Source organism: Bifidobacterium asteroides (assembly GCF_003202695.1).
Lineage (GTDB): Bacteria > Actinomycetota > Actinomycetes > Actinomycetales > Bifidobacteriaceae > Bombiscardovia > Bombiscardovia asteroides_G.
In genome coordinates, this window is sequence record NZ_QGLL01000001.1 from 439,270 (window position 1) to 460,019 (window position 20,750).

13 protein-coding genes are annotated in these 20,750 nt (G+C 63.6%); 10 read left to right on the forward strand and 3 right to left on the reverse strand.

Going from position 1 to position 20,750, the window contains the following annotated elements; all coding sequences use genetic code 11:
- Positions 1-19 precede the first annotated feature (19 nt).
- The 6 genes from DKK75_RS01715 (at position 20) to DKK75_RS01740 (ending at position 6,201) form a co-directional block, all read left to right on the forward strand.
- Positions 20-724, forward strand: a complete 705-nt coding sequence (locus DKK75_RS01715) for a polyprenol monophosphomannose synthase (protein ID WP_258333108.1) — start codon at positions 20-22, stop codon at positions 722-724.
- Between the two features lie 218 nt (positions 725-942).
- Positions 943-1,818 (forward strand): DeoR/GlpR family DNA-binding transcription regulator, encoded by an 876-nt coding sequence (locus DKK75_RS01720; protein ID WP_110451792.1) that lies wholly within the window; start codon positions 943-945, stop codon positions 1,816-1,818.
- An 82-nt stretch (positions 1,819-1,900) separates the two neighbouring features.
- Positions 1,901-3,184 carry a galactose-1-phosphate uridylyltransferase gene (gene galT, locus DKK75_RS01725; protein WP_110451726.1) on the forward strand — a complete coding sequence of 428 codons (1,284 nt, stop codon included), beginning with the start codon at positions 1,901-1,903 and terminating at the stop codon, positions 3,182-3,184.
- Positions 3,181-4,443: a galactokinase gene (gene galK / locus DKK75_RS01730; RefSeq protein ID WP_110451727.1), complete on the forward strand. Its 1,263-nt coding sequence runs from the start codon at positions 3,181-3,183 to the stop codon at positions 4,441-4,443. The genes galT and galK overlap by 4 nt, the downstream gene beginning before the upstream one ends.
- Positions 4,444-4,553: 110 nt before the next feature.
- Positions 4,554-4,826: an ACT domain-containing protein gene (locus DKK75_RS01735; protein ID WP_110451728.1), complete on the forward strand. Its 273-nt coding sequence runs from the start codon at positions 4,554-4,556 to the stop codon at positions 4,824-4,826.
- Between the two features lie 10 nt (positions 4,827-4,836).
- Positions 4,837-6,201 (forward strand): PFL family protein, encoded by a 1,365-nt coding sequence (locus DKK75_RS01740; RefSeq protein WP_110451729.1) that lies wholly within the window; start codon positions 4,837-4,839, stop codon positions 6,199-6,201.
- A gap of 14 nt (positions 6,202-6,215) precedes the next feature.
- Here the strand turns inward: DKK75_RS01740 and DKK75_RS01745 are convergent, their stop codons facing one another.
- Positions 6,216-6,869: a tRNA (cytidine(34)-2'-O)-methyltransferase gene (locus DKK75_RS01745; RefSeq protein WP_110451730.1), complete on the reverse strand. Its 654-nt coding sequence runs from the start codon at positions 6,867-6,869 to the stop codon at positions 6,216-6,218.
- A gap of 142 nt (positions 6,870-7,011) precedes the next feature.
- On the opposite strand from DKK75_RS01745, the gene DKK75_RS01750 reads away from it, so the two are divergent.
- The 4 genes from DKK75_RS01750 to DKK75_RS01765 all read left to right on the forward strand — a co-directional run bounded on the left by DKK75_RS01750 (position 7,012) and on the right by DKK75_RS01765 (position 16,723).
- Positions 7,012-8,016: an A/G-specific adenine glycosylase gene (locus DKK75_RS01750; RefSeq protein WP_258333119.1), complete on the forward strand. Its 1,005-nt coding sequence runs from the start codon at positions 7,012-7,014 to the stop codon at positions 8,014-8,016.
- Positions 8,017-8,047: 31 nt separating this feature from the next.
- A complete protein-coding gene (locus tag DKK75_RS01755) occupies positions 8,048-8,716 on the forward strand; it encodes a hypothetical protein (RefSeq protein WP_110451732.1) in 669 nt (222 codons plus the stop codon).
- Between the two features lie 194 nt (positions 8,717-8,910).
- A complete protein-coding gene (gene rpoB, locus DKK75_RS01760; protein WP_110451733.1) occupies positions 8,911-12,474 on the forward strand; it encodes a DNA-directed RNA polymerase subunit beta in 3,564 nt (1,187 codons plus the stop codon).
- Positions 12,475-12,562: 88 nt separating this feature from the next.
- Complete coding sequence (locus tag DKK75_RS01765) at positions 12,563-16,723, forward strand: DNA-directed RNA polymerase subunit beta' (RefSeq protein WP_110451734.1); 4,161 nt, start codon at positions 12,563-12,565, stop codon at positions 16,721-16,723.
- Between the two features lie 378 nt (positions 16,724-17,101).
- On the opposite strand, the gene DKK75_RS01770 is transcribed toward DKK75_RS01765, so the two are convergent.
- A complete protein-coding gene (locus DKK75_RS01770) occupies positions 17,102-19,513 on the reverse strand; it encodes a transglutaminase family protein (protein ID WP_110451735.1) in 2,412 nt (803 codons plus the stop codon).
- On the reverse strand, positions 19,510-20,679 hold the full coding sequence (locus DKK75_RS01775) for a DUF58 domain-containing protein (RefSeq protein ID WP_181414396.1): 1,170 nt from the start codon (positions 20,677-20,679) through the stop codon (positions 19,510-19,512). Before DKK75_RS01775 ends, DKK75_RS01770 begins: the two co-directional genes overlap by 4 nt.
- Between the last annotated feature and the right edge of the window lie 71 nt (positions 20,680-20,750).

A 20,750-nucleotide genomic window follows, 5' to 3' on the forward strand; every position in this document is an offset into this window, starting at 1 on the left:
AGCGGGGACTATTGTGGTCATGCCCACGTATCAGGAGGCTGACAATATCGGGGTAACTCTTCCGCAGCTGATGGCATGCTGCCCCGAAGTAGATGTGCTGGTCGTCGACGACAGCTCGCCGGACGGCACCGGTGCCATGGCCGAGAATATGGCCATGCGCGATCCTCGTGTTCACGTGATTCATCGGCATGCCCGCCGTGGGCTGGGTCCAGCCTATGTGCAGGGGTTCCGCTGGTCTTTGGAGCATGGCTACGATCTGATCTGCGAGATGGATATGGATGGCTCCCATCGGCCCCAGGATCTGGCGAGGATGCTGGCAGTGGCTCAAGGCCCTGCACATCCGGGTCTGGTCATCGGCTCGCGCCGGGTGCACGGAGGCCGAACTCAACACTGGCCCTGGTACAGGGCTCTGATCTCGCGTGCGGGATCCTGGTATGCTCGCACCGCCTTGCGGTCCTCCGTACGAGATATGACCGCCGGTCTGCGTGTCTATCGAGCTGACGTGTTGAGGCGGATCGATTTGGGAAGGGTTCGCTCCAGCGGCTACGTCTTCCAGGTGGATATGCTGCGTCGAGTCCAGGCCATGGGCGTGAGCGTGGTGGAGGTGCCTATAATTTTTGTGGAGCGGGTCCGAGGAAGATCGAAGATGGATGCTGGGATCGTTCTGGAGGCCATGGTCCAGGTCACCCTGTGGGGATTTGAACGGCTGATCCGTCGAAAGTGACATCCGAACCTATTTGTGTTCGCTTTTATATGCGACTTTGTAGGGATTTGTTGGAGTCTTGCAGACAGATTGGGCCATGGTGAACAGATTCCTGCAAGAGCGTTGGTAGGCCTCTGGCGTATGGAAGAGTGATCCAAGTATGACAGGGACGTCGAATTCCGCGTTTGCTTTGGGACGGCGACCGCAGTCTGATGGCCGGCTTGCCAGTTTGGGCGAATGTGTGCGATAATGTTCGAATGATATCGTCACAACGCCAACACCTCATATTGAACCGGTTGCGTACTCGTGGCGCAGTCCGTATCACCGCCCTCTCCAAGGAGCTGGGCGTCTCCGCCATGACCATCCGCCGGGACATTGCCGACCTGGCGGACAAGGGTCTGCTCAAGAGGGTCCATGGAGGGGCCGTCACCACAAGCTCGCTTCTGGCTGAGCCGCTCTTCTCAGTCAAGTCACAGATGGACATGGGCCTCAAGGACACCATCGCCCGTCGTGCTATCGAATATGTCTCCCCGGGCGACGTCATCGCCATCGGGGGAGGGACCACGGCCTACGTCTTCGCCCAGCATCTCCTGGAGAGCCGTCAGTGCGCCGGAGTGACCCTGCTGACCAATTCCATCCCTGTGGCCGAGCTGGTTCAGGCCATGGAGAGCAAGGACGTCGAAGTCATCGTCACTGGCGGCGTCATCACCCGATCCAACTCCCTGGTCGGCCCCATTGCGGACAAGGTCATCGCCTCGCTGCGGGTCAACACGGTCTTTCTGGGCACCCACTCGGTCTCCATACCCCGAGGCTTCCTGATGCCCAACTCTTTGGAGGCGGCCACGGATATGGCGCTGATGGACATCGCCGACCGGACCATTATTTTGACCGACCATACCAAGTGGAGCTGCACCTCCCTGTCGCTGTTCGCATCCTTCGACCAGGTGGATACCGTCATCACCGACGATCAGCTTGACCAGGAGTCAGCCGAGTCCACGAGGTCTCTGGTCAATCGGCTGGTTCTGGTGCCGGTCAACCCCGAGGAAGGCCAGTCTCATGACGGTGCCTCCGCTGAGTCCGAGGCCGGTGCCAAGGAAGCGACCCACGCCCGATGAGCGAGCAGCCACACAAGGATGCGCCGGTTGCGGTGGCGGGTTGCCATGGATTGTCAATCATCACCGACGATGAAGGAGCAGCATGAAGTCAGAGCAGTATGTCCCCCAACGGTATGTTCCCGGCGACTATGCCAGGGAGCATATCCGCATCACTCCCACCAGGCTGGCCGACGGGCGTCGGTTCTTCTACTTGGATGATGATCCTGAGTACGTCTCGGGTCGCAAAACCAGGCGTTTGGATGACCCTCGTCCTCTGGCCGACCGGTTCGCCCTCCATCAGGATCAGGAGGGCAGGACGGTGCCCTTCCAGCCGCCGCAGATGCGCCGGGACCCTTTGACTGGGGACTGGATCCCCATGGCTACAGCCAGGATGAACCGGCCCATCACCGCCGGTCCGCAGGCTACGGCCAAGGGCAACCCTTTGGCTGCCAGAAAGCCCGGAGACCCCTACCAGGATGGGGAGATCCCCGATGTGGACTACAACGTGGCCGTCTTTGAGAACCGCTTCCCCTCCATGATGCAGGTGCCCGATACGCAGACGGCAGGCAAGCCATCCCTGGTGGACGGCAACCCCCTCTGGCCGGTGCGTGAGGCCAACGGGCGCTGCGAGGTGGTCTGTTTCGACCCTGACGAGCACGCCCTCCCTGCCGACCTGCCGGTCTCCCGTCTGCGGACGGTCGTGGAGGCCTGGGCCTTCCGCACTGCTGAGATCTCGACCATGGAGGGCATCGAACAGATCTTCCCCTTCGAGAACCACGGCCAGGAGATCGGCGTCTCGCTGGCTCATCCCCACGGACAGATCTACTGCTATCCCTTCATAGCCCCACGGCTGGAGCAGGAGTTGAGGCAGTGCGCCGACTATCGGGAGCGTACCGGCGGCAACCTCTTGGCGGACATCCTCAAGGCCGAGCTGGACTCTGGACGACGCCTGGTCTTCCGCAATGCCACCTGGGTGGCCTATGTGCCTGCCGCCGCCCGTTGGCCTTTGGAAGTCCACATGGCCCCAGTACGCGACGGGATTCTGAGCCTGGACCAGCTCAATGACCAGGAGCGTTGGGATCTGGCCGTCATGTATTCCACCCTGCTCAAGCGGGGCAACGCCTTCTTCGACAAGGGCGATGGCAGGGGGATGGATCTGCCCTACATCGCCGCCTGGCATCAGGCCCCACTGCACGATCCGCGGCGGGAGGACTACAGGCTCAACCTGCAGTTCTTCTCCTTCCGCCGTGCCGTGGACAAAATCAAGTATCTTGCCGGGTCCGAGTCAGGCATGGCTGCCTGGGTCTCGGACACCACCCCAGAGCGGATCGCTGACCGCTTCCGTCAACTGGGGCCTCTGGACCTGGAGAATGGAGAGGATCGATGACGACGAGAGCGGAATTCATACAGGCCTGGACCCAGGGTACGGACGGCCAAGGCGCCACCAAGGCCCGAGAGCTCTTCCAAAAGGTCTATGGAGTGGACCCTCAGGGCGTCTGGAGCGCACCCGGGCGGGTCAACCTGATCGGCGAGCATACGGATTACAACGCCGGGCTCAGTCTGCCCATCGCCCTGCCTACTCGTACCTATGTAGCCGTCAGTCCCAGGGCGGACAGCCGGGTGCGCCTGGTCTCCACCATGGATCCGGAGAATCCGGTCCAGACTGATCTGGATGGGCTTCAGGCCCGGGGAGTGAGCGGTTGGGCGGCCTATCCGGTCGGTGTGGCCTGGGCCCTGCAGCGGGATGGCTTCCCGCAGGTTCAAGGGTTCGATCTGGCACTGGCCTCCTGCGTTCCCGTGGGGTCCGGGTTGAGTTCCTCGGCGGCCATGACCTGCGCAGTGGCCCTGGCCCTGGATGACCTGTTCGGTCTGGGGCTGGGAGGCAACGAAGCTGGTCGGGTCAGGCTGGTCCAGGCCGCCATCACGGCTGAGAATGATATGGCCGGCGCCTCTACCGGCGGCATGGATCAGAGCGCCTCCATGCGGTGTCAAGCCGGCTGCGCCCTGCGGTTGGACTGCAGGCCGGAACTGGATGCCATGAGCAACGTGCGTCAGGTCCCCTTCGACTTGAAGGCTGCAGGCCTGGAGCTGCTGGTTGTCAACACCAGGGCTCAGCACCATCTCAACGATGGCCAATACGATCAGCGCCGAGCCACCTGTGAGCAGGCTGCGCATCTGCTGGGGGTGGCCAACCTGCGCCAGTCGGCAGACCAGATCAATGGCGCTGCTGATCCTGCATCCGCCATGGCTGCGCTGCTGGGGCAGCTGTCCGATGAGACCATGCGTCGGCGGGTCCGTCACGTGGTCAGCGAGATAGGACGGGTGGACCGCTTCATCGAGGCCTTCGGCAAGGGCGATTACGCCTTGGCGGGCCGCCTTATGAACGCTTCCCATGACTCTCTGCGGGACGACTACGAGGTCACCTGCCCGGAATTGGATGAGGCCGTGGACGCGGCACGCCAGGGCGGGGCCTACGGAGCACGCATGACCGGCGGCGGGTTCGGCGGGTCCATCATTGCCTTGGCTGATGCTGGCAAGGGCTCCGATCTTGCCCGTGACATCACCGAACGATTCGCATCCAAAGGGTTCAAGGCCCCCGAAGCCCTGATTGCCCTGCCCTCCTCGGCGGCCGCACGCGAATCCTGAGCTGCAGACCTCTACGACCTCGCTTCTCCCTGCGCTCCTCTAAGCTGGGGAAGCGGGGTCCTGGTTTTCAGAGGGGCCGGTCAAGGGCGAGGTGGATGAGGAGGACGGTCATGGACAAGGCAATCATCACGGTGGTGGGCAGGGATGCCATCGGCATCATCGGCAAGGTCTGCACGGATCTTTCCCAGCAGGGCATCAATGTACTGGATATTTCGCAGACCATTCTGGATGGCTTTTTCACCATGATGATGATCGTGGACTGCACCGCCTGCCGGGATGATTTCGATGCGCTCAGCCAGCGGATGGAATCTTTGGGAGAGGACATCGGAGTCTCCATACGTTGCCAGCGCGAGGAGATCTTCACCAGGATGCACCGGGTCTGAGGAGGCGGCCATGATCACACGAGACGAGGTCCTGGAGACCAACGACATGATCGACCGGGAGCGCCTGGACGTGCGCACCATCACCATGGGTATCAGCCTGCTGGACTGCGCCAGCCAGGATGTGGACATGCTCTGTCGGAACATTCATCGCCGAATCGTCTCCCTGGCGGGCGACCTGGTGTCTACGGGGGACGCCATCGCCCGCGAGTACGGCATTCCCATCGTCAACAAGCGCATCACCGTCACCCCCATCTCCTTGGTCGCGGCCGGCGCCTGCCACACCGTGGAGGACTATGTGGCTGTGGCCAAGACCCTGGACCGCTCGGCCCAGGAGGTCGGTGTCAACCTGATAGGTGGCTATTCCGCCCTGGTCGGCAAGGGCATGACTCCGGCGGAGCGGTTGCTGATCAAATCCCTGCCCAGAGCGCTGAGCCAGACGGAACGGGTCTGCGCCAGCGTCAACGTGGGCTCCACCAGAACGGGCATTGATATGGATGCCGTAGCCCTCATGGGGCGGGTCGTCAAGGCCGCTGCCGAGAGCACCGCCGACTCGGACAGCTCCGGCTGCACCAAGCTGGTGGTTTTCTGCAACGCCCCTGATGACAACCCCTTCATGGCCGGTGGCTTCCACGGGGTCAGCCAGGGGTCGGCAGTCGTCAACGTGGGCGTCTCAGGACCCGGCGTGGTCAAGACCGCCTTGGAATCAGCCAAGGGAGCGGACTTCGGACAGCTCTGCGAGACCATCAAGCGGACGGCTTTCAAGATCACCCGGGTGGGGCAGCTGGTGGCCCAGGAGGCCAGCCGCCGCCTGGATGTGCCCTTCGGGATCATCGACCTGTCCCTGGCTCCCACTCCGGCGGTCGGAGACTCAGTGGGGGAGGTTCTGCAGACCATGGGTCTGGAGCAGGTGGGCGCCCCGGGAACCACCGCTGCCCTTGCCATCCTCAACGATCAGGTCAAGAAGGGCGGCATCATGGCTTCCAGCTCGGTGGGCGGGCTGTCCGGGGCCTTCATTCCTGTGTCCGAGGATGCCGCCATGATCCAGGCCGCGCAAGAGGGGAGCCTGACCCTGGAGAAGCTTGAGGCCATGACCTGCGTCTGCTCGGTGGGCCTGGACATGATCCCCATCCCCGGGGATACTTCTGCGGAGTCCATCTCCGGCCTCATCGCCGACGAGGCGGCAATCGGCATGATCAATCAGAAGACCACTGCAGTCAGAGTCATTCCCGTCATCGGCAAGCAGGTGGGCGAGTGGGCCGAATTCGGCGGACTCATGGGCGGTGGCCCGGTCGTGCCTGTCAATACCCGATCCTGCGCGGCATTCGTCAATCGAGGCGGACACATCCCAGCACCCATCCACAGCTTCAAGAACTGAGATCGTCCCGGAGTTCAGCGGCCGCCTTGGAATCCCAGTTGACGCCAGGCCTCGTAGATGGCAATGGATGCGCAGTTGGTCAGGTTCAGGCTGCGCAGGCTGGGCCGCATGGGCAGCCTGACCTGTTCGGCTACATGAGGGCCGGCCATGATCTCCATGGGATCGGGGATGTCGCCCGGTTCGGGGCCGAACAGGAGGATGTCGTCCGGCCGGTAGCTGACCTCGGTATAGAGCTTGTCGGCGTGGGCGGTGAAGGCGATGATCCGGCTGTCGGGCATGGAGCGGACCAGGTCGTCGAAGTCCGGGTGCAGAACCACGTGAGCCATGTCGTGATAGTCCAGGCCGGCCCGGCGCAGCTTGGTGTCCTTGAGGTTGAAGCCCAAGGGCTCTATCAGATGCAGGATGGTGCCGGTAACGGCGCACAGGCGGATGGCCGAGCCGGTATTGCCGGGGATTCGCGGCGAGTAGTAGCACAAGTGGGGCGTGGAGGTCTTCACTCGGCTGGCCTGATCGGCTTTCATCATGGCATCCACTACGGAGATGGGGTTGCCATGAGCGTCGGTGACCAGCTCGTCGGGACCATAGTTCGATTTGCGGTACCCGTACTCGTACATGCGTTCGACGGCGTTCGACGGGTCGCCGGACCGCTCCTGCTCCTGCCTGTTCATGAGGCCAACCTATCGTCGCCAACCGACAGGAGAGGCATTGGAGGTCGGCACCGGCGGGCAGAATACGGCGGTTGAATGAGGCAGATATCGGATGGTGAAGGGCGGTGTGATCATGGAGGGTGCGGAAACGGCCTTGACGCAGATGGATCCTATCCGCTTGCGGCTGTTCGACTGGTGGAGCCGTTACGCTCGCGACCTGCCCTGGCGCTTTGGACGAACCACGCCCTGGGGGGTTCTGGTCTCCGAGGTCATGAGCCAGCAGACCCAGATGAGCCGGGTGGTGCCCTACTGGACGGCCTGGATGAGGGTGTGGCCGGATGCGGCCTCCCTGGCCGCCGCCCCTAAGGCTGAAGTCATTACGGCCTGGGGCAGGCTGGGCTACCCGCGTCGAGCCCTGCGTCTGCAGGAATGTGCGGAACAGGTTGCCGGCCGGTATGCAGACCGTCTGCCCCAGGATTACGACCAGCTGGTGGCCCTGCCTGGCATCGGCGACTACACGGCCAGCGCTGTCATGAGCTTTGCCTACGGCGAGAGGATCGCCGTCATCGACACCAACATCCGCAGGGTGCTCTCCAGAGTCTTTCTGGGGCGGGAATCCACCGGGGGCGCTGCCAGCCGAGAGGAGCGCCAGCTGGCCTGGAATGTTCTGCCTAAGGACGAGAGATCCGAGGATGCCGGTGCCGAGGGCGAAGGGCCGGAGGATGCCGGTGTCGAGGACAGCGGTGCCCAGGGGGATAGCGGCCGTCTGGGATTGGCTGATCCGCAGGTCCGATCGGCAGCTTGGCGGGAACCGGCCTCGGCCCGATGGAACCAGGCTGTCATGGAGCTGGGCGCCACAGTCTGCGTCGCTCGCAAACCGGCCTGCGATATCTGCCCCCTGGCTGGCCACTGCCGCTTTCTCAAGGCTGGGCTGCCCGGCCTGGGTGCAGGCAGGACCAGACCCCGGCAGCGCTTCGCGGGAACCGATCGGCAGATCCGCGGATCCATCCTCCAAGCGTTGCGGCAGGCTTCGGGCACGCCCCTTTCAAAGAAGGAACTGCAACCCCTGTGTGCGGACGAAATCCGGCTTGATCGATGCATCGTCTCCCTGGATGATGACGGTCTTCTCGAGATCGGTCAGGATGGCCTCCTGCGTCTGCCGAAGTGAAGGCCGCCCCCGGTGACTAGACTGGAGTGGTATGGCCAAGCGACGCATGAGCGAGAAGAAGCGGCGGATGTATCGTCGTCGAAGGATTGCGGCCGCCCTCCTGGCGGTGCTTTTTCTGCTGGTCTGCGCTGGCCTGGTCTGGGGCGTGGGGGCCGGCATCAGAGCCCTCCGGGGGGGCGATGGGCGCCAGGGTGCCTCGACCAGCGTCCATCAGACCGCAAAGACTAAATCTCAGGACAAAGACAAGGACAAGCAGGGCAAGGATCAGAAGAGGAATGCTGACAAGAAGCGTTCCTCTGGTGCTCCTGACTGCGGCAAAGAGGATCTGGCCCTGGAGCTGTCTGCGCCTAATCCCAGCACTGGGGTCGGCGGGTCCATCGACTTTACGGCGACCATTCGCCACAAGGGAACAGGGTCATGTCTGGTGGACGGCTCCGACGGCGGCCGGGTGCTGGTCATCACCAGCGGCGAGGATACCGTCTGGCGCTCCGATGCCTGCCCGGTTGGGGCCCGTGCCCTGCTCATGGCTACTGGAGACAAGGACATGCAGACCATCACCTGGCATGCTGACAGGAGCCAGGACAGCTGTCAGCCCGACCAGAAGCTGCCCCGGGTCAAGGCGGGCTCCTACCAGGCCAAACTGGTGCTGAAGGCTGATTCGCACGTGGTCTCCCAACCCGTGCCGATCATGGTTCAATAGCGGCTTTTCAAAGACGACACGCCGATTGCATGCAGGGCTTCTATCTGCTATTGTTCTGTATCTACATGAGGTGTGTCATATAGCGGGCATGCATCATCGAGGAGATGCCCGCGAATAGGCATATGGCGGCCGTTCGGCATCTCCCTGGGGTAACAGGAATGATCGAGTACGGCGAGCGATAAGGAACGTCCATTTTGGCTGCCAATAAAGCTGTAAGAAGTACCACCACGCAGGCACGCGCTGACGAACACGACATCAAACTGCATAAGGCCACCGATCGTGTCAACTTCGGGTCCATCCGCGAACCCATCGAGGTGCCCTACCTCCTGGGCGTGCAGACCGACAGCTTCGACTGGCTGGTCGGCAACGACCGGTGGAAGAAGCGAGTCGAGGAGGACCAGGTCAACGGGACCCATACCGTGGCCCCCGTCTCCGGCCTGGATGAAGTCTTCCAGGAGATCTCTCCCATTGAAAACTTTGCGCAGACCATGAGTCTGACCTTCTCGGATCCCTACTTCGAGGAGCCCCGTCACACGGTCCAGGAGTGCAAGGAGAAGGACTACACCTACTCCGCCCCTCTGTACGTGAACGCTGAGTTCGAGAACGGGGACACCGGCGAGATCAAGTCGCAGACCGTCTTCATGGGCGACTTCCCGCTGCAGACCCCCCACGGCACCTTCATCATCGGCGGCTCGGAGCGCGTCATCGTCTCCCAGCTGGTCCGTTCCCCGGGCGTCTATTTCGACCGCACCCAGGACCGCAACTCCGACAAGGAGATCTTCGGAGCCAAGATCATCCCCAGCCGGGGCGCCTGGCTGGAGTTCGAGATCGACAAGCGCGACGTGCTGGGCGTGCGCGTGGACCGCAAGCGCAAGCAGTCCGCCATCGTCTTCCTCATGGCCATCGGCATGACCAAGCCGCAGATCCGCAAGGCCTTCAAAGGCTACCCGCTGGTTCTGGACGCCCTGGAGAAGGAGACCATCGAGACCCAGGACGAGGCGCTGACCGACCTCTACCGCAAGATCCGGCCTGCGGACACCGCCTCGCCCGAGGCTGGCCGCAACCTGCTGGACTCCTTCTACTTCAACACCAAGCGCTACGACCTGGCCCGGGTCGGCCGTTACAAGATCAACCGCAAGCTGGGTCTTGAGGCCGACTTCAACGACCGCAGCCTGCATCCTGAGGACATCATCGCCACCCTGAAGTACCTGGTGACCCTGCATGCCGGCGGGCATACCTTCCCCGGCCGCCGCGACGGCCAGGATATCGAGCTGCGGGTGGACGTGGACGACATCGACCACTTCGGCAACCGTCGCATCCGCCAGGTGGGCGAGCTGATCCAGAACCAGCTGCGCACCGGTCTGAGCCGTATGGAGCGCGTGGTCCGCGAGAGAATGACCACCCAGGACGCGGAGGCCATCACCCCGCAGTCCCTGATCAATATCCGCCCGGTCAATGCCACCATCAAGGAGTTCTTCGGAACCTCTCAGCTGAGCCAGTTCATGGATCAGAACAATCCGCTGGCCGGCGTGACCAACAAGCGTCGTCTTTCGGCCTTGGGCCCCGGCGGCCTGTCCCGTGACCGCGCATCCATGGAGGTGCGCGATGTGCACCCCTCCCACTACGGACGCATGTGCCCCATCGAGTCCCCTGAAGGCCCCAACATTGGTCTGATCGGATCCCTGGCCACCTTCGCCCGGGTCAATCCCTTCGGCTTCATCGAGACCCCTTATCGCAAGGTCGTGGACGGCCAGGTGACCGACGACGTGGTCTACATGACCGCCGATCAGGAATCCGAGCACACCATCGCCCAGGCCAACCAGGAGATCGACGAGACCGGACACTTCGTCGAGGACGAGGCCCTGGTGCGTGACGCCGAGGCCGAGGCCAAGGATGTGCCCGTCTCCCAGGTGGACCTGATGGATGTCTCTCCCCGGCAGATGGTTTCGGTGGGCGCCTCCCTGATTCCATTCCTGGAGCACGACGAGGGCCACCGAGCACTGATGGGCACCAACATGCAGCGTCAGGCCGTCCCTCTGGTCAAGTCCGAGCGTCCCCTGGTGGGCACCGGCTCCGAGTGGCGTTCCGCCATCGACTCGGGCGATGTCATCCTGGCCGAGAAGCCGGGCGTGGTCACCTACGTCTCCGCCGACATCATCCGCGTCATGAATGACGACGGCACCCAGTCCTCCTACAAGCTGGCCAAGTTCCAGCGGTCCAACCAGACCACCTGCTACAACCAGGTCCCCCTGATCAAGGACGGGGAGCGGGTCGAGGCCGGCACGGTCCTGGCTGACGGCCCCGCCACCGAGAAGGGCGAGATGGCCTTGGGCAAGAATGTCCTGGTGGCCTTCATGCCCTGGAACGGCTACAACTACGAGGATGCCGTCATCATCTCCCAGCGGCTGGTCCAGGACGACACCCTGAGCTCCATCCATATCGAGGAGTATGAGACCGACGCCCGCGAGACCAAGCTGGGCGCCGAGGAGATTACCCGGGACCTGCCCAACGTGGGCGAGGACGCGTTGGCCAACCTGGATGAGCGCGGCATCATCCGCATAGGCGCTGAGGTCGAGGCCGGAGACATCCTGGTCGGCAAGGTCACCCCCAAGGGCGAGACCGAGCTGACCCCCGAGGAGCGGCTCCTGCGGGCCATCTTCGGCGAGAAGAGCCGCGAGGTGCGCGACACCAGCCTGCGGGTGCCCCACGGCGAGACCGGCACGGTCATCGAGGTCAAGGAGGTCACCCGCGAGGATGCCGAGGAGGACGGCGACGAGCTGCCCAACGGCGTCAACCGGATGATCCGAGTCTACATCGCCCAGCACCGCAAGATCACCCAGGGCGACAAGCTCTCCGGCCGTCACGGCAACAAGGGCGTCATCTCGAGGATCCTGCCCGAGGAGGATATGCCCTTCATGGCCGATGGCACCCCCGTCGACATCATGCTCAACCCCCTGGGCGTGCCCTCCCGTATGAACCTGGGCCAGGTCCTGGAGCTCCATCTGGGGTGGATCGCCCACTCCGGCTGGGATATCAGCCTGGACCCCGACCTTCAGGCCGAGTGGAAGAAGCACATTCCGGCAGGAGCCGAGAAGGCCGAACCCGGCACCGCCGTGGCCACTCCGGTCTTCGACGGCGTGCGTCAGGATGCCTTGAACGGCCTGCTCAAGACCACCCTGCCCAACCGTGACGGCGAGCGTCTGGTGGGCGACGACGGCAAGGCCGTGCTCTACGACGGCCGCACCGGCGAGCCCTTTACCAAGCCGATCTCCGTGGGCTACATGTACATGCTCAAGCTCCACCACCTGGTGGACGACAAGATCCACGCCAGGTCCACCGGCCCCTACTCCATGATCACCCAGCAGCCCCTGGGCGGCAAGGCCCAGTTCGGCGGCCAGCGCTTCGGCGAGATGGAGGTCTGGGCCCTGGAGGCCTACGGCGCTGCCTACACCCTGCACGAGATGATGACCACCAAGTCCGATGACGTGGATGGCCGCGTCCGGGCCTACGGAGCCATCGTGCGCGGGGAGAACCTGCCGGCGGCCGGCATCCCCGAATCCTTCAAGGTGCTGCTCAAGGAGATGCAGTCGCTCTCCTTGAACGTGGAGGTGCTCAACGCGGAAGGCAACGTGATCGAGATGAAGGACGAGGACGACGACCCCAACGCCGCTTCCGACGATCTGGGCTTCAACATCGGCGCCCGTCCGGACGCCGCCGCCAAGGCCGACCAGTCCGCTCCCGAGCCGGAGTACCGCTGAGCCATCAGTCACAGGGATGCCCGTCAGACGGGCATCCCGCCAAAAGGCAAACTTCAGAGCAGTTACAAGATCAGAGACAGGACACAGAGTGCTGGACGTCAATGCATTTGACAAACTGAGAATCGGACTGGCCACGGCCGACGACATCCGCGGCTGGAGCTATGGCGAGGTCAAGAAGCCGGAAACCATCAACTACCGTACCTTGAAGCCCGAGAAGGACGGCCTGTTCGGCGAGCAGATCTTCGGACCCACCCGCGACTGGGAATGCGCCTGTGGCAAGTACAAGCGCGTGCGCTTCAAGGGAATCGTCTGCGAGCGCTGCGGCGTGGAGGTCACCCGCTCCCGCGTCCGTCGCGAGCGTATGGGCCACATCGAGCTGGCCGCCCCCGTCACCCACATCTGGTTCTTCAAGGGCGTGCCCTCACGGCTGGGCTACCTGCTGGACATCGCGCCCAAGGACCTGGAGAAGGTCATCTATTTCGCGGCCTACATGGTCACCAAGGTGGATGAGGACCAGCGCCACAAGGATCTGCCCGACCTGCAGGACGAGTTCGACAATGAGATCAGCCAGCTGGAGAAGAAGCGCGACCTGGAGATCGACAAGCGCGCCAAGAAGCTGGAGGAGGACCTGGCCGAGCTGGAAAAGACCGACGAGGTCAAGAGCTCCATGAAGGCCCGTCTGCGCAACGGAGCCGAGCGGGACATGACCGCCATCCGCAAGCGCTACGACGACCAGATCCAGAGGATCACCGCCGTCTTCGACCGCTTCAAGACCCTGAAGCCCGGCGACATGGAGGGCGATGTGGATCTGTGGCGGGAGATGCAGGACCGCTACGGTGACTACTTCGAGGGCTGCATGGGCGCCGAGGCCATCAAGAAGCGTCTGCAGGACTTCGACCTGGAGGGCGCGGCCAAGGAGCTCCGTCACGAGATCGACACCGGCTCCGGCCAGCGCAAGGCCCGCGCCCTCAAGCGTCTCAAGGTGGTCTCCGCCTTCCTGAACACGGGCAACAAGCCTGAGGCCATGGTCCTGGACGTCGTCCCGGTCATCCCGCCCGATCTGCGCCCCATGGTGCAGCTGGACGGCGGCCGCTTCGCCACCTCCGACCTGAACGATCTCTACCGGCGCGTCATCAACCGCAACAACAGGCTCAAGCGCCTGATCGAGCTGGGCGCCCCCGAGATCATGCTCAATAACGAGAAGCGCATGCTCCAGGAGGCTGTGGACTCCCTCTTCGACAATGGCCGCCGCGGCCGTCCCGTCACCGGAGCCTCCAACCGCCCGCTGAAGTCCCTGGCAGACATGCTCAAGGGCAAGCAGGGCCGCTTCCGTCAGAACCTGCTGGGCAAACGCGTGGACTACTCCGGCCGTTCCGTGATCGTGGTCGGGCCCTCCCTGCGCATGCACCAGTGCGGCCTGCCCAAGCCCATGGCCCTGGAGCTCTTCAAGCCCTTCGTCATCAAGCGGCTGGTGGATCTCAACTATGCGCAGAATATGAAGAGCGCCAAGCGGCTGGTCGACCGCGGCGACCCCGAGGTCTGGGGCGTGCTGGAGGAGGTCATCTCCGAGCACCCCGTCCTGCTCAACCGTGCGCCTACGCTGCACCGTCTGGGCATCCAGGCCTTCGAGCCCATCCTGGTCGAGGGCAAGGCCATCCACCTGCCCCCGCTGGCCTGCGCGGCCTTCAACGCCGACTTTGACGGCGACCAGATGGCAGTCCACCTGCCCCTGTCGGCAGAGGCCCAGGCTGAGGCTCGCTCGCTCATGCTGGCCTCCGACAACATCCTCAAGCCCGCCGACGGCCATACGGTCACCATGCCCTCCCAGGACATGATTCTGGGTCTGTACTACCTGACCAGCGTAGTGCCCGGCGCCAAGGGCCAGGGCCGGATCTTCTCCAGCCTGGCTGAGGCCCGGATGGCCCTGGACCTGGGTGAGATCGACATGCAGGCCAAGATCCTGCTGCGGGTGCCTGCAGACTTCGTCATGCCCAGGAACTGGGAGCCCGGCGACCTCAAGGTCGTCGACCCCGAGCCCGGCAGCCCTGACGTGGTCAAGGAGGAGGTCTTCAAGGACGGCTCCAGGCTATTCGCCACCAACTACGGGCGGGTCCTGTTCAACCAGACGCTCCCTGTGGACTACCCCTTCATCAACGAGCAAGTGCCCAAGGGCAAGCTGTCCGGGATCGTGGACGACATCGCTACTCGGTACTCCACCGCCCAAGTTGCGGCCACACTGGATGCCCTGAAGGATCTGGGCTTCACCCGGGCCCAGTGGTCCGGCGTGACCATGGCCTTCTCCGACATCGTGGTGCCGCCCGAGCGCAGCGAGATCGTCAACGAGTACCAGGGGCAGGCCGCCAAGGTCAACTCCCAGTACGACATGGGTCTGCTGACCGACGAGGAGCGCCGTCAGGAGCTGATCAACCTGTGGACCGAGTGCACCGACAAGGTGGCTGACGCCATGCAGGAGCATTTCACTCCGGACAACAACGTGAACATCATGGTCCAGTCCGGGGCGCGAGGCAACTGGATGCAGATCCGCCAGATCGCCGGTATGCGAGGCCTGGTGGCCAACCCCAAGGGCGAGATCATCCCTCGACCGGTCAAGTCCAACTACCACGACGGCCTGTCGGTGCTGGAGTACTTCATCTCCCAGCACGGCGCCCGCAAGGGTCTGGCCGACACTGCACTGCGCACCGCCGAGTCGGGCTACCTGACCCGTCGTCTGGTAGACGTCTCCCAGGACGTGATCGTGCGCGAGGAGGACTGCGGCACCATGCGCGGTCTGACCATGAAGGTGGCCGAGCGCGACGAGCAGGGCAACCTGGTCCTGGTCAAGGCCGCCGACGGCGGACCCTACTCCAGGCTCCTGGCCGCCGACGTCATCGACCCCAAGGACGGCAAGACCGTGCTCTACAAGCGCGGTGATGCACTGTCCATGGATGTCCTGCGCGACATGGTCGCCCACGGCGTGGAGGAGGTCAAGGCCCGTTCGGTCCTGACCTGCGAGTCCACCCGCGGGGTGTGCGCCAAGTGCTACGGCTGGTCTCTGGCCACCAACAAGCTGGTGGACGTCGGCGAGGCCGTGGGCATCGTGGCCGCCCAGTCCATCGGCGAGCCCGGCACCCAGCTGACGCTGCGTTCCTTCCACTCCGGCGGCGTGGCTTCGGCCTCCGACATCACCCAGGGCCTTCCCCGTGTCACCGAGCTCTTCGAGGCTCGTACCCCCAAGGGCGAGGCTCCTATTGCGGAGTTCCCTGGAACCGTCAAGGTGGAGGACACCGACCGCGGCCGCCAGGTGACCCTGACCCCGGACGACACCTCTGTGGAGGCGCTGACCTACCCGGTCACCCGCCGTGCGCCCATGATGGTCAAGGACGGACAGCACGTCGAGGCCGGCACCCAGCTGATCGAAGGCTCCGTGGATCCCAAGAAGATCCTGCGCATCCTCGGCCCGCGCGCTGCTCAGGTGAACATCGTCAACGAGGTGCACACGGTCTACCGCTCCCAGGGCGTGGACATCCACGACAAGCACATCGAGGTCATCGTCCACCAGATGCTCCGCCGCGTCACGGTCATCGACTCGGGCGACACTGATCTGCTGCCCGGCGAGCTGGTCGACCAGGCCAAGTTCAAGGCCGCCAACATGAAGGCCGTCAAGGCCGGAGGCAAGCCGGCTGCGGGACGCCCCGAGCTCATGGGCATCACCAAGGCCTCTCTGGCCACTGACTCCTGGCTGTCGGCCGCCTCCTTCCAGGAGACGACCCGCGTACTCACCGAGGCCGCACTGAACCAGAAGGTCGACGACCTGAAGGGCCTCAAGGAGAACGTGATCATCGGCAAGCTGATCCCTGCCGGCACTGGCCTGGCCAGGTACCGCAACGCCACCGTGGAGCCCGACAAGGCCATCCGCGACACCATCTACCCCAACTTCGGTCTGGGTGGCGGCGATGTGGATCTGAGCGACGCCGATCTGAACGATGTGGACTTCTCCAACATCGACTTCGGGGACCTGAAGCTGGGCGACGACTTCAACCCTGACGACTTCCTCAACGACCAGGGCGGCCAGAGCCATCTGGACACCCCCAACGTGCAGGACCCGTCAGCTGATGCCGACAATCAGACGGTTGCCACGGGCGCGGGATCCTCGGATGCCGCCGACGGCAGCGACTCTGCCCAGCAGCCGCCGCAGCAGTCCGGCGATGCCACCTTCTCCTCCTCGGAGGACCAGCGCTCCAATCAGTGAGCATCTGAACAACTGAATAACTGGTAGTCGCAGATCCGCTTAGGCCTTATGATCCGGCCTAACGGATTGGGCTGCAGAATACGTGATAAAAAATGAGGGCCTTTACGATCCCAACGATCGTAAAGGCCCTTGTTTTGTTTTCCTCAGCGATCCGGGTTGCCGACGGACGGTAGCAAACGACGGCTGTCTGGTGACCGTGTCTACATCCGTGGTCCACGGCGCAGTAAGTTAGCCCTAGCTTTGCTTGTGAGCTCTGCCTCAGTGGTTGATAAGGTCTTGATTCTTAAAGCTCGATCGCAGAACACGCTCTTTTTGCTGCGATGTCACTTGTCTGGGCAAGGAGAAAACGCCATGGCGGGTCCAGCCATGATAGACAGGTCAGCGCAGGTGCCTAGGGGAAAGCAGAGTGCGCCAGCGTCGGGTTCGCGGCAGGGACGTCAGAATGGCGGATCGAAGCTTGTCTACCAGCTGCCAGCAGACTTGGGCCTCCTGCTCATTGGAAGGGTTCCGGTCGAAAGAGGCCTGATCGGCCATGTCGCGCAGTCGATCAAGATCCCGGCGCAGTCCGGCCGACGAGGCTCCTGGCGGGTCGGTCAGAAGGGTCTGGGCGATCAGAACCGCCTGCTCGCTACGGGTGCCCGCCAGGGGCAGGCCGGTCTGTCTGCCCAGGTTGCCGATCTGTCGCCAGCCGGCGCGGATACGTGTCTTCGCGTCGCCGGTCGACCGGGCCCGACTGAGCAGCCAGGCCTTGATGCCTAGCAGGAGCAGAATCAGGAGAGCCGGCAGCCAGAGCGGCATGGTCCAGAGTGCCGCTTTGGCTATCACAGGTCCGTACCGCTTCCAGAAGGAGAGTGAAGACTGCAGGGATGCTTCCTGCCCGCCGACGGTAGTCCTACCCTGGGTGGCTCTGTCGTCGCGGGGAGGATCGACCAGCGGGGGCGGAGGCTGGCGGACCAGGGTGCGCGGATCGGGCGGCGTGGAGTCCAGGGACTTGTCCGGGGTCTTGGTCTCCGGCGGCGTGGGGTAGAAGGGGACCCATCCTAGTCCCTTCAGATTGACCTCCACCCAGGCCTGAGCATCACGTCCGGTAAAGTCGGTTCGGGTACTCCCATCCGACTCGGTCCTGGTTCGTGACCGACTGATGGCGCCGTCATGGTTCTTGGGCAGGAATCCCAAGACCACCCGGGATGGCAGACCCATCTGCCTGGCCAGGAGAGCCATGGCCGAGGCGTATTGCTCGCTGTCGCCCACCATGGCCTGGCCCTGCATCAGCTGATTGATCCGATAGTCGCCATGGCCGGAGGGTGAGGGGTAGTCTCCAGCTAAACCGTGGGAAAACCATCCTTCACGATGCAGCCGTTCTTCGATAGCCAGTGCCCTGGCGCCGCCGCGCACCTGCATGGAAGTCATGGAGGCAGCGGCCTTGGGTAGGCTTTCAGGGGCATCCGCCAGGGGAGGCACCTGGGCTTCTCCCGGATCGCTGTCGGCAATGCGACGGGTGCCGGGTCTGTCTTCGGCCAGGCCGTGCACTGTATAGCTGGATCCCGCCTGCAGGACCTGATCAGTCAAAGCCGTGTCCGTGGCTTTGTTGAAGTAGAGATTCTCCCGCTGCAGACCCTGAATCGGGTCAATGCCTTTGACCTGTCCAGCGGAAGGCAGCCAGGCGTGGTCGAATCCCTCTCGAATCTGGAAGGTTGCTGTAAATGACTTTCCGGCCGATTTGCTGTCTTTGGTCTTCTCAGATTGTGTTTCTGTGCGGATCTGGGCGCCGATGCGTCGGTAATCGGCGGCTCCTGCTCCCGAGGAGTCTGACAGGTTCCAGACCTTGCCGTCATAACGGTCCATGACGGCCATGCGGACCGGTGTACCGGCGGGGAGGTTACGGACCGTAACCAGGGTATCGTCGCGGTGGCGTTTGATATAGGCACGGTAATCGCTCAAGGGGCTGGTGAACTGGTAAGGGTTCATGGGTGGCTGATAGTGATCGCGAATGACCAGCCGTGTCGGGGCAGGCAGGAGTCCAGCGGAGAAAATCAGTCCGGCTGCCAAGACCAGGGTCAGGAGGGCGGATGCGGGTCCTTGCAGACGCAGCAGCCCCAGTCCGCTGGCAGACCAGATCAGCAGGAGCAGCCAGAGGACGCCGCCCGTCAAGGCTGGGTAGAGGCCTTTGCTGGTGCCCAGGGCCGCCGACACAGCCATGGTGGCCAGGACGGGCAGGGTGGATGCCAGGACGGCAACGGGGTGCGCTGGCCGTCCCAAGTTGCGGCCCAGGCCAAAGCGGGCCAGGAGTACGGCCAAATAACAGGTCCAGAGCATCAGTGTCCACAGGGCCATCAACCCGCCGGCTTCCTGGCCCAGGGGCGGGTCGATGGCTGCCAGGGTCTTGAAAGCGCTGAATGTTGCTGACCACCCTTGTGCCAGAGTTGCCCAGGTGGGCAGGATATGGGCTAGCGTGGTTCCATTCAGGGCAAAGATGGGGCCCAGCAGGAACTGGCCCGCAATCAGCAGCAGAGGCTGCAGAATGGCTGTGGCGATCCCACGGCGGGGGAGCATGGCGATCAGCAGTCCGGTCAGACAGGCGGCTGTTCCCACTGTCAGCCAGGAGGGCAGGCTACCGTATACCGGCAGCAGCTGCAGCCCAGCCAGCAGATCGAGCGCTGCCAGGGCAGCCATAGGAATGATGGGGGAGTGGCGCTTGGTCGGGTCGATGCTGGATTGCAGGCCAGCCTGGTCGATCAGGCGGATAGGCTCCTCCTGGGCTTGATCCATCCATGATGCAGATGTGCTCATGACTGGTTCTCCAAGAGGATGGGAAGGTCCCGAAGGCTGCCCAGAACGGCGCTGACCAGGCCTGGCTGCGTCTGTAGGCTTGGATGGGCATCCAGATCGGCGGCCAGCAGCATGACCGGGAATGTGTCCTGAGCTGATCTGTCTATCAGTGCTGAGGTTTGACGGTCGCCCAGTGAACCGGTCACCAGGATGGTCAGGCTGGTCCGCTCGGAAGCATCACCCAGGTCAGGCTTGCTATAGCTGTCCTGGCGAGGGCTGATGGCGCTGCAGGCATCCAGGAAGCTTCGGGGATCCTGCGAGGGCAGGGTGGTCCCATATGCATGAGGATCGTCCGGTTCCGGGGCCAGTGCTTGCAGCCGACGGCCGTCAAGCAGGCATCGGCAGCCCAAGGAGGCGAAGATTTCAACTGCCAGTTCGAATTCATCCGCGTTTCGGTAGGAGTCGGCCTGCCCGTCCAGGATCAGTTCGGTTCTGGTGCGCACGGTGGGCTCATACTGGCGAACCATCAGAGTGCCGGCCCGGGCAGTGGACAGCCAGTGGACCCGCTTTATGTCGTCGCCCGGAGCATAGGGGCGCAGGGCATGGAACTCCAGATCGTCGTCGACGATGCCAGGGCCAGGATCTCCCTCCAGGTCGCGTTCCAATCCGGCCTGAAGGGGCGGCAGGGCCACTGTGCGAGGATGGATATAGAGTTTTCGAGCGTTGGTCAGGATCCGACGGCGGCGGATGAGTCCCAGCGGATCCCCAGCCTCCATCGTCACCGGGCCCAGGTCAATCACGCCACGGGACCTGGCTTCAAGTTTGAGGCGGATCTGGTGGCTCTGGCCGGGAGCCAGAGCAGGCAAAGGCGCCAAAGCGGTTCCCTGGCCGATTGTCAGGCCTACTCGACCGCGACGAGTTGAACGGCTGCTTGGGTTGGTCAGAACTAGGACCAGTTCAGCCTGGCCGCCCACCTCCAGACGGCCTTGATCAAGACTTGTTTCGGCACTGCAGGACAAGTTGCCTAGGCTCATCAACAACCCGAGCAGCAGCATGCTTACCCCCAGCAGGGCGCCCGCCAGCAGTTCACGCCAGCCTGTTGGAGCGAAGGCCAGAGCGCACAGAAGCGCAGCCAGAGCCATGGACCGGCCCAGGGCGGTGACGGACTGCCACAGATCAGCGGCCAAAACTCGCAGGCTGTGTCTGGATCCTGCCGAGGTTGCAGGTCTCGCTTCCGGGGCAGGTCGGCGGGAGAAAG

Excerpts from the sequence above, each read along its gene's own strand:
- DKK75_RS01715 (WP_258333108.1), top strand. The coding sequence starts at position 20 with ATGCCCACGTATCAGGAGGCTGACAATATCGGGGTAACTCTTCCGCAG.
- galT (WP_110451726.1), top strand. The coding sequence starts at position 1,901 with ATGAAGTCAGAGCAGTATGTCCCCCAACGGTATGTTCCCGGCGACTAT.
- galK (WP_110451727.1), top strand. The coding sequence starts at position 3,181 with ATGACGACGAGAGCGGAATTCATACAGGCCTGGACCCAGGGTACGGAC.
- DKK75_RS01735 (WP_110451728.1), top strand. The coding sequence starts at position 4,554 with ATGGACAAGGCAATCATCACGGTGGTGGGCAGGGATGCCATCGGCATC.
- DKK75_RS01740 (WP_110451729.1), top strand. The coding sequence starts at position 4,837 with ATGATCACACGAGACGAGGTCCTGGAGACCAACGACATGATCGACCGG.
- DKK75_RS01745 (WP_110451730.1), bottom strand. The coding sequence starts at position 6,869 with ATGAACAGGCAGGAGCAGGAGCGGTCCGGCGACCCGTCGAACGCCGTC.
- DKK75_RS01750 (WP_258333119.1), top strand. The coding sequence starts at position 7,012 with ATGGATCCTATCCGCTTGCGGCTGTTCGACTGGTGGAGCCGTTACGCT.
- DKK75_RS01755 (WP_110451732.1), top strand. The coding sequence starts at position 8,048 with ATGGCCAAGCGACGCATGAGCGAGAAGAAGCGGCGGATGTATCGTCGT.
- DKK75_RS01770 (WP_110451735.1), bottom strand. The coding sequence starts at position 19,513 with ATGAGCACATCTGCATCATGGATGGATCAAGCCCAGGAGGAGCCTATC.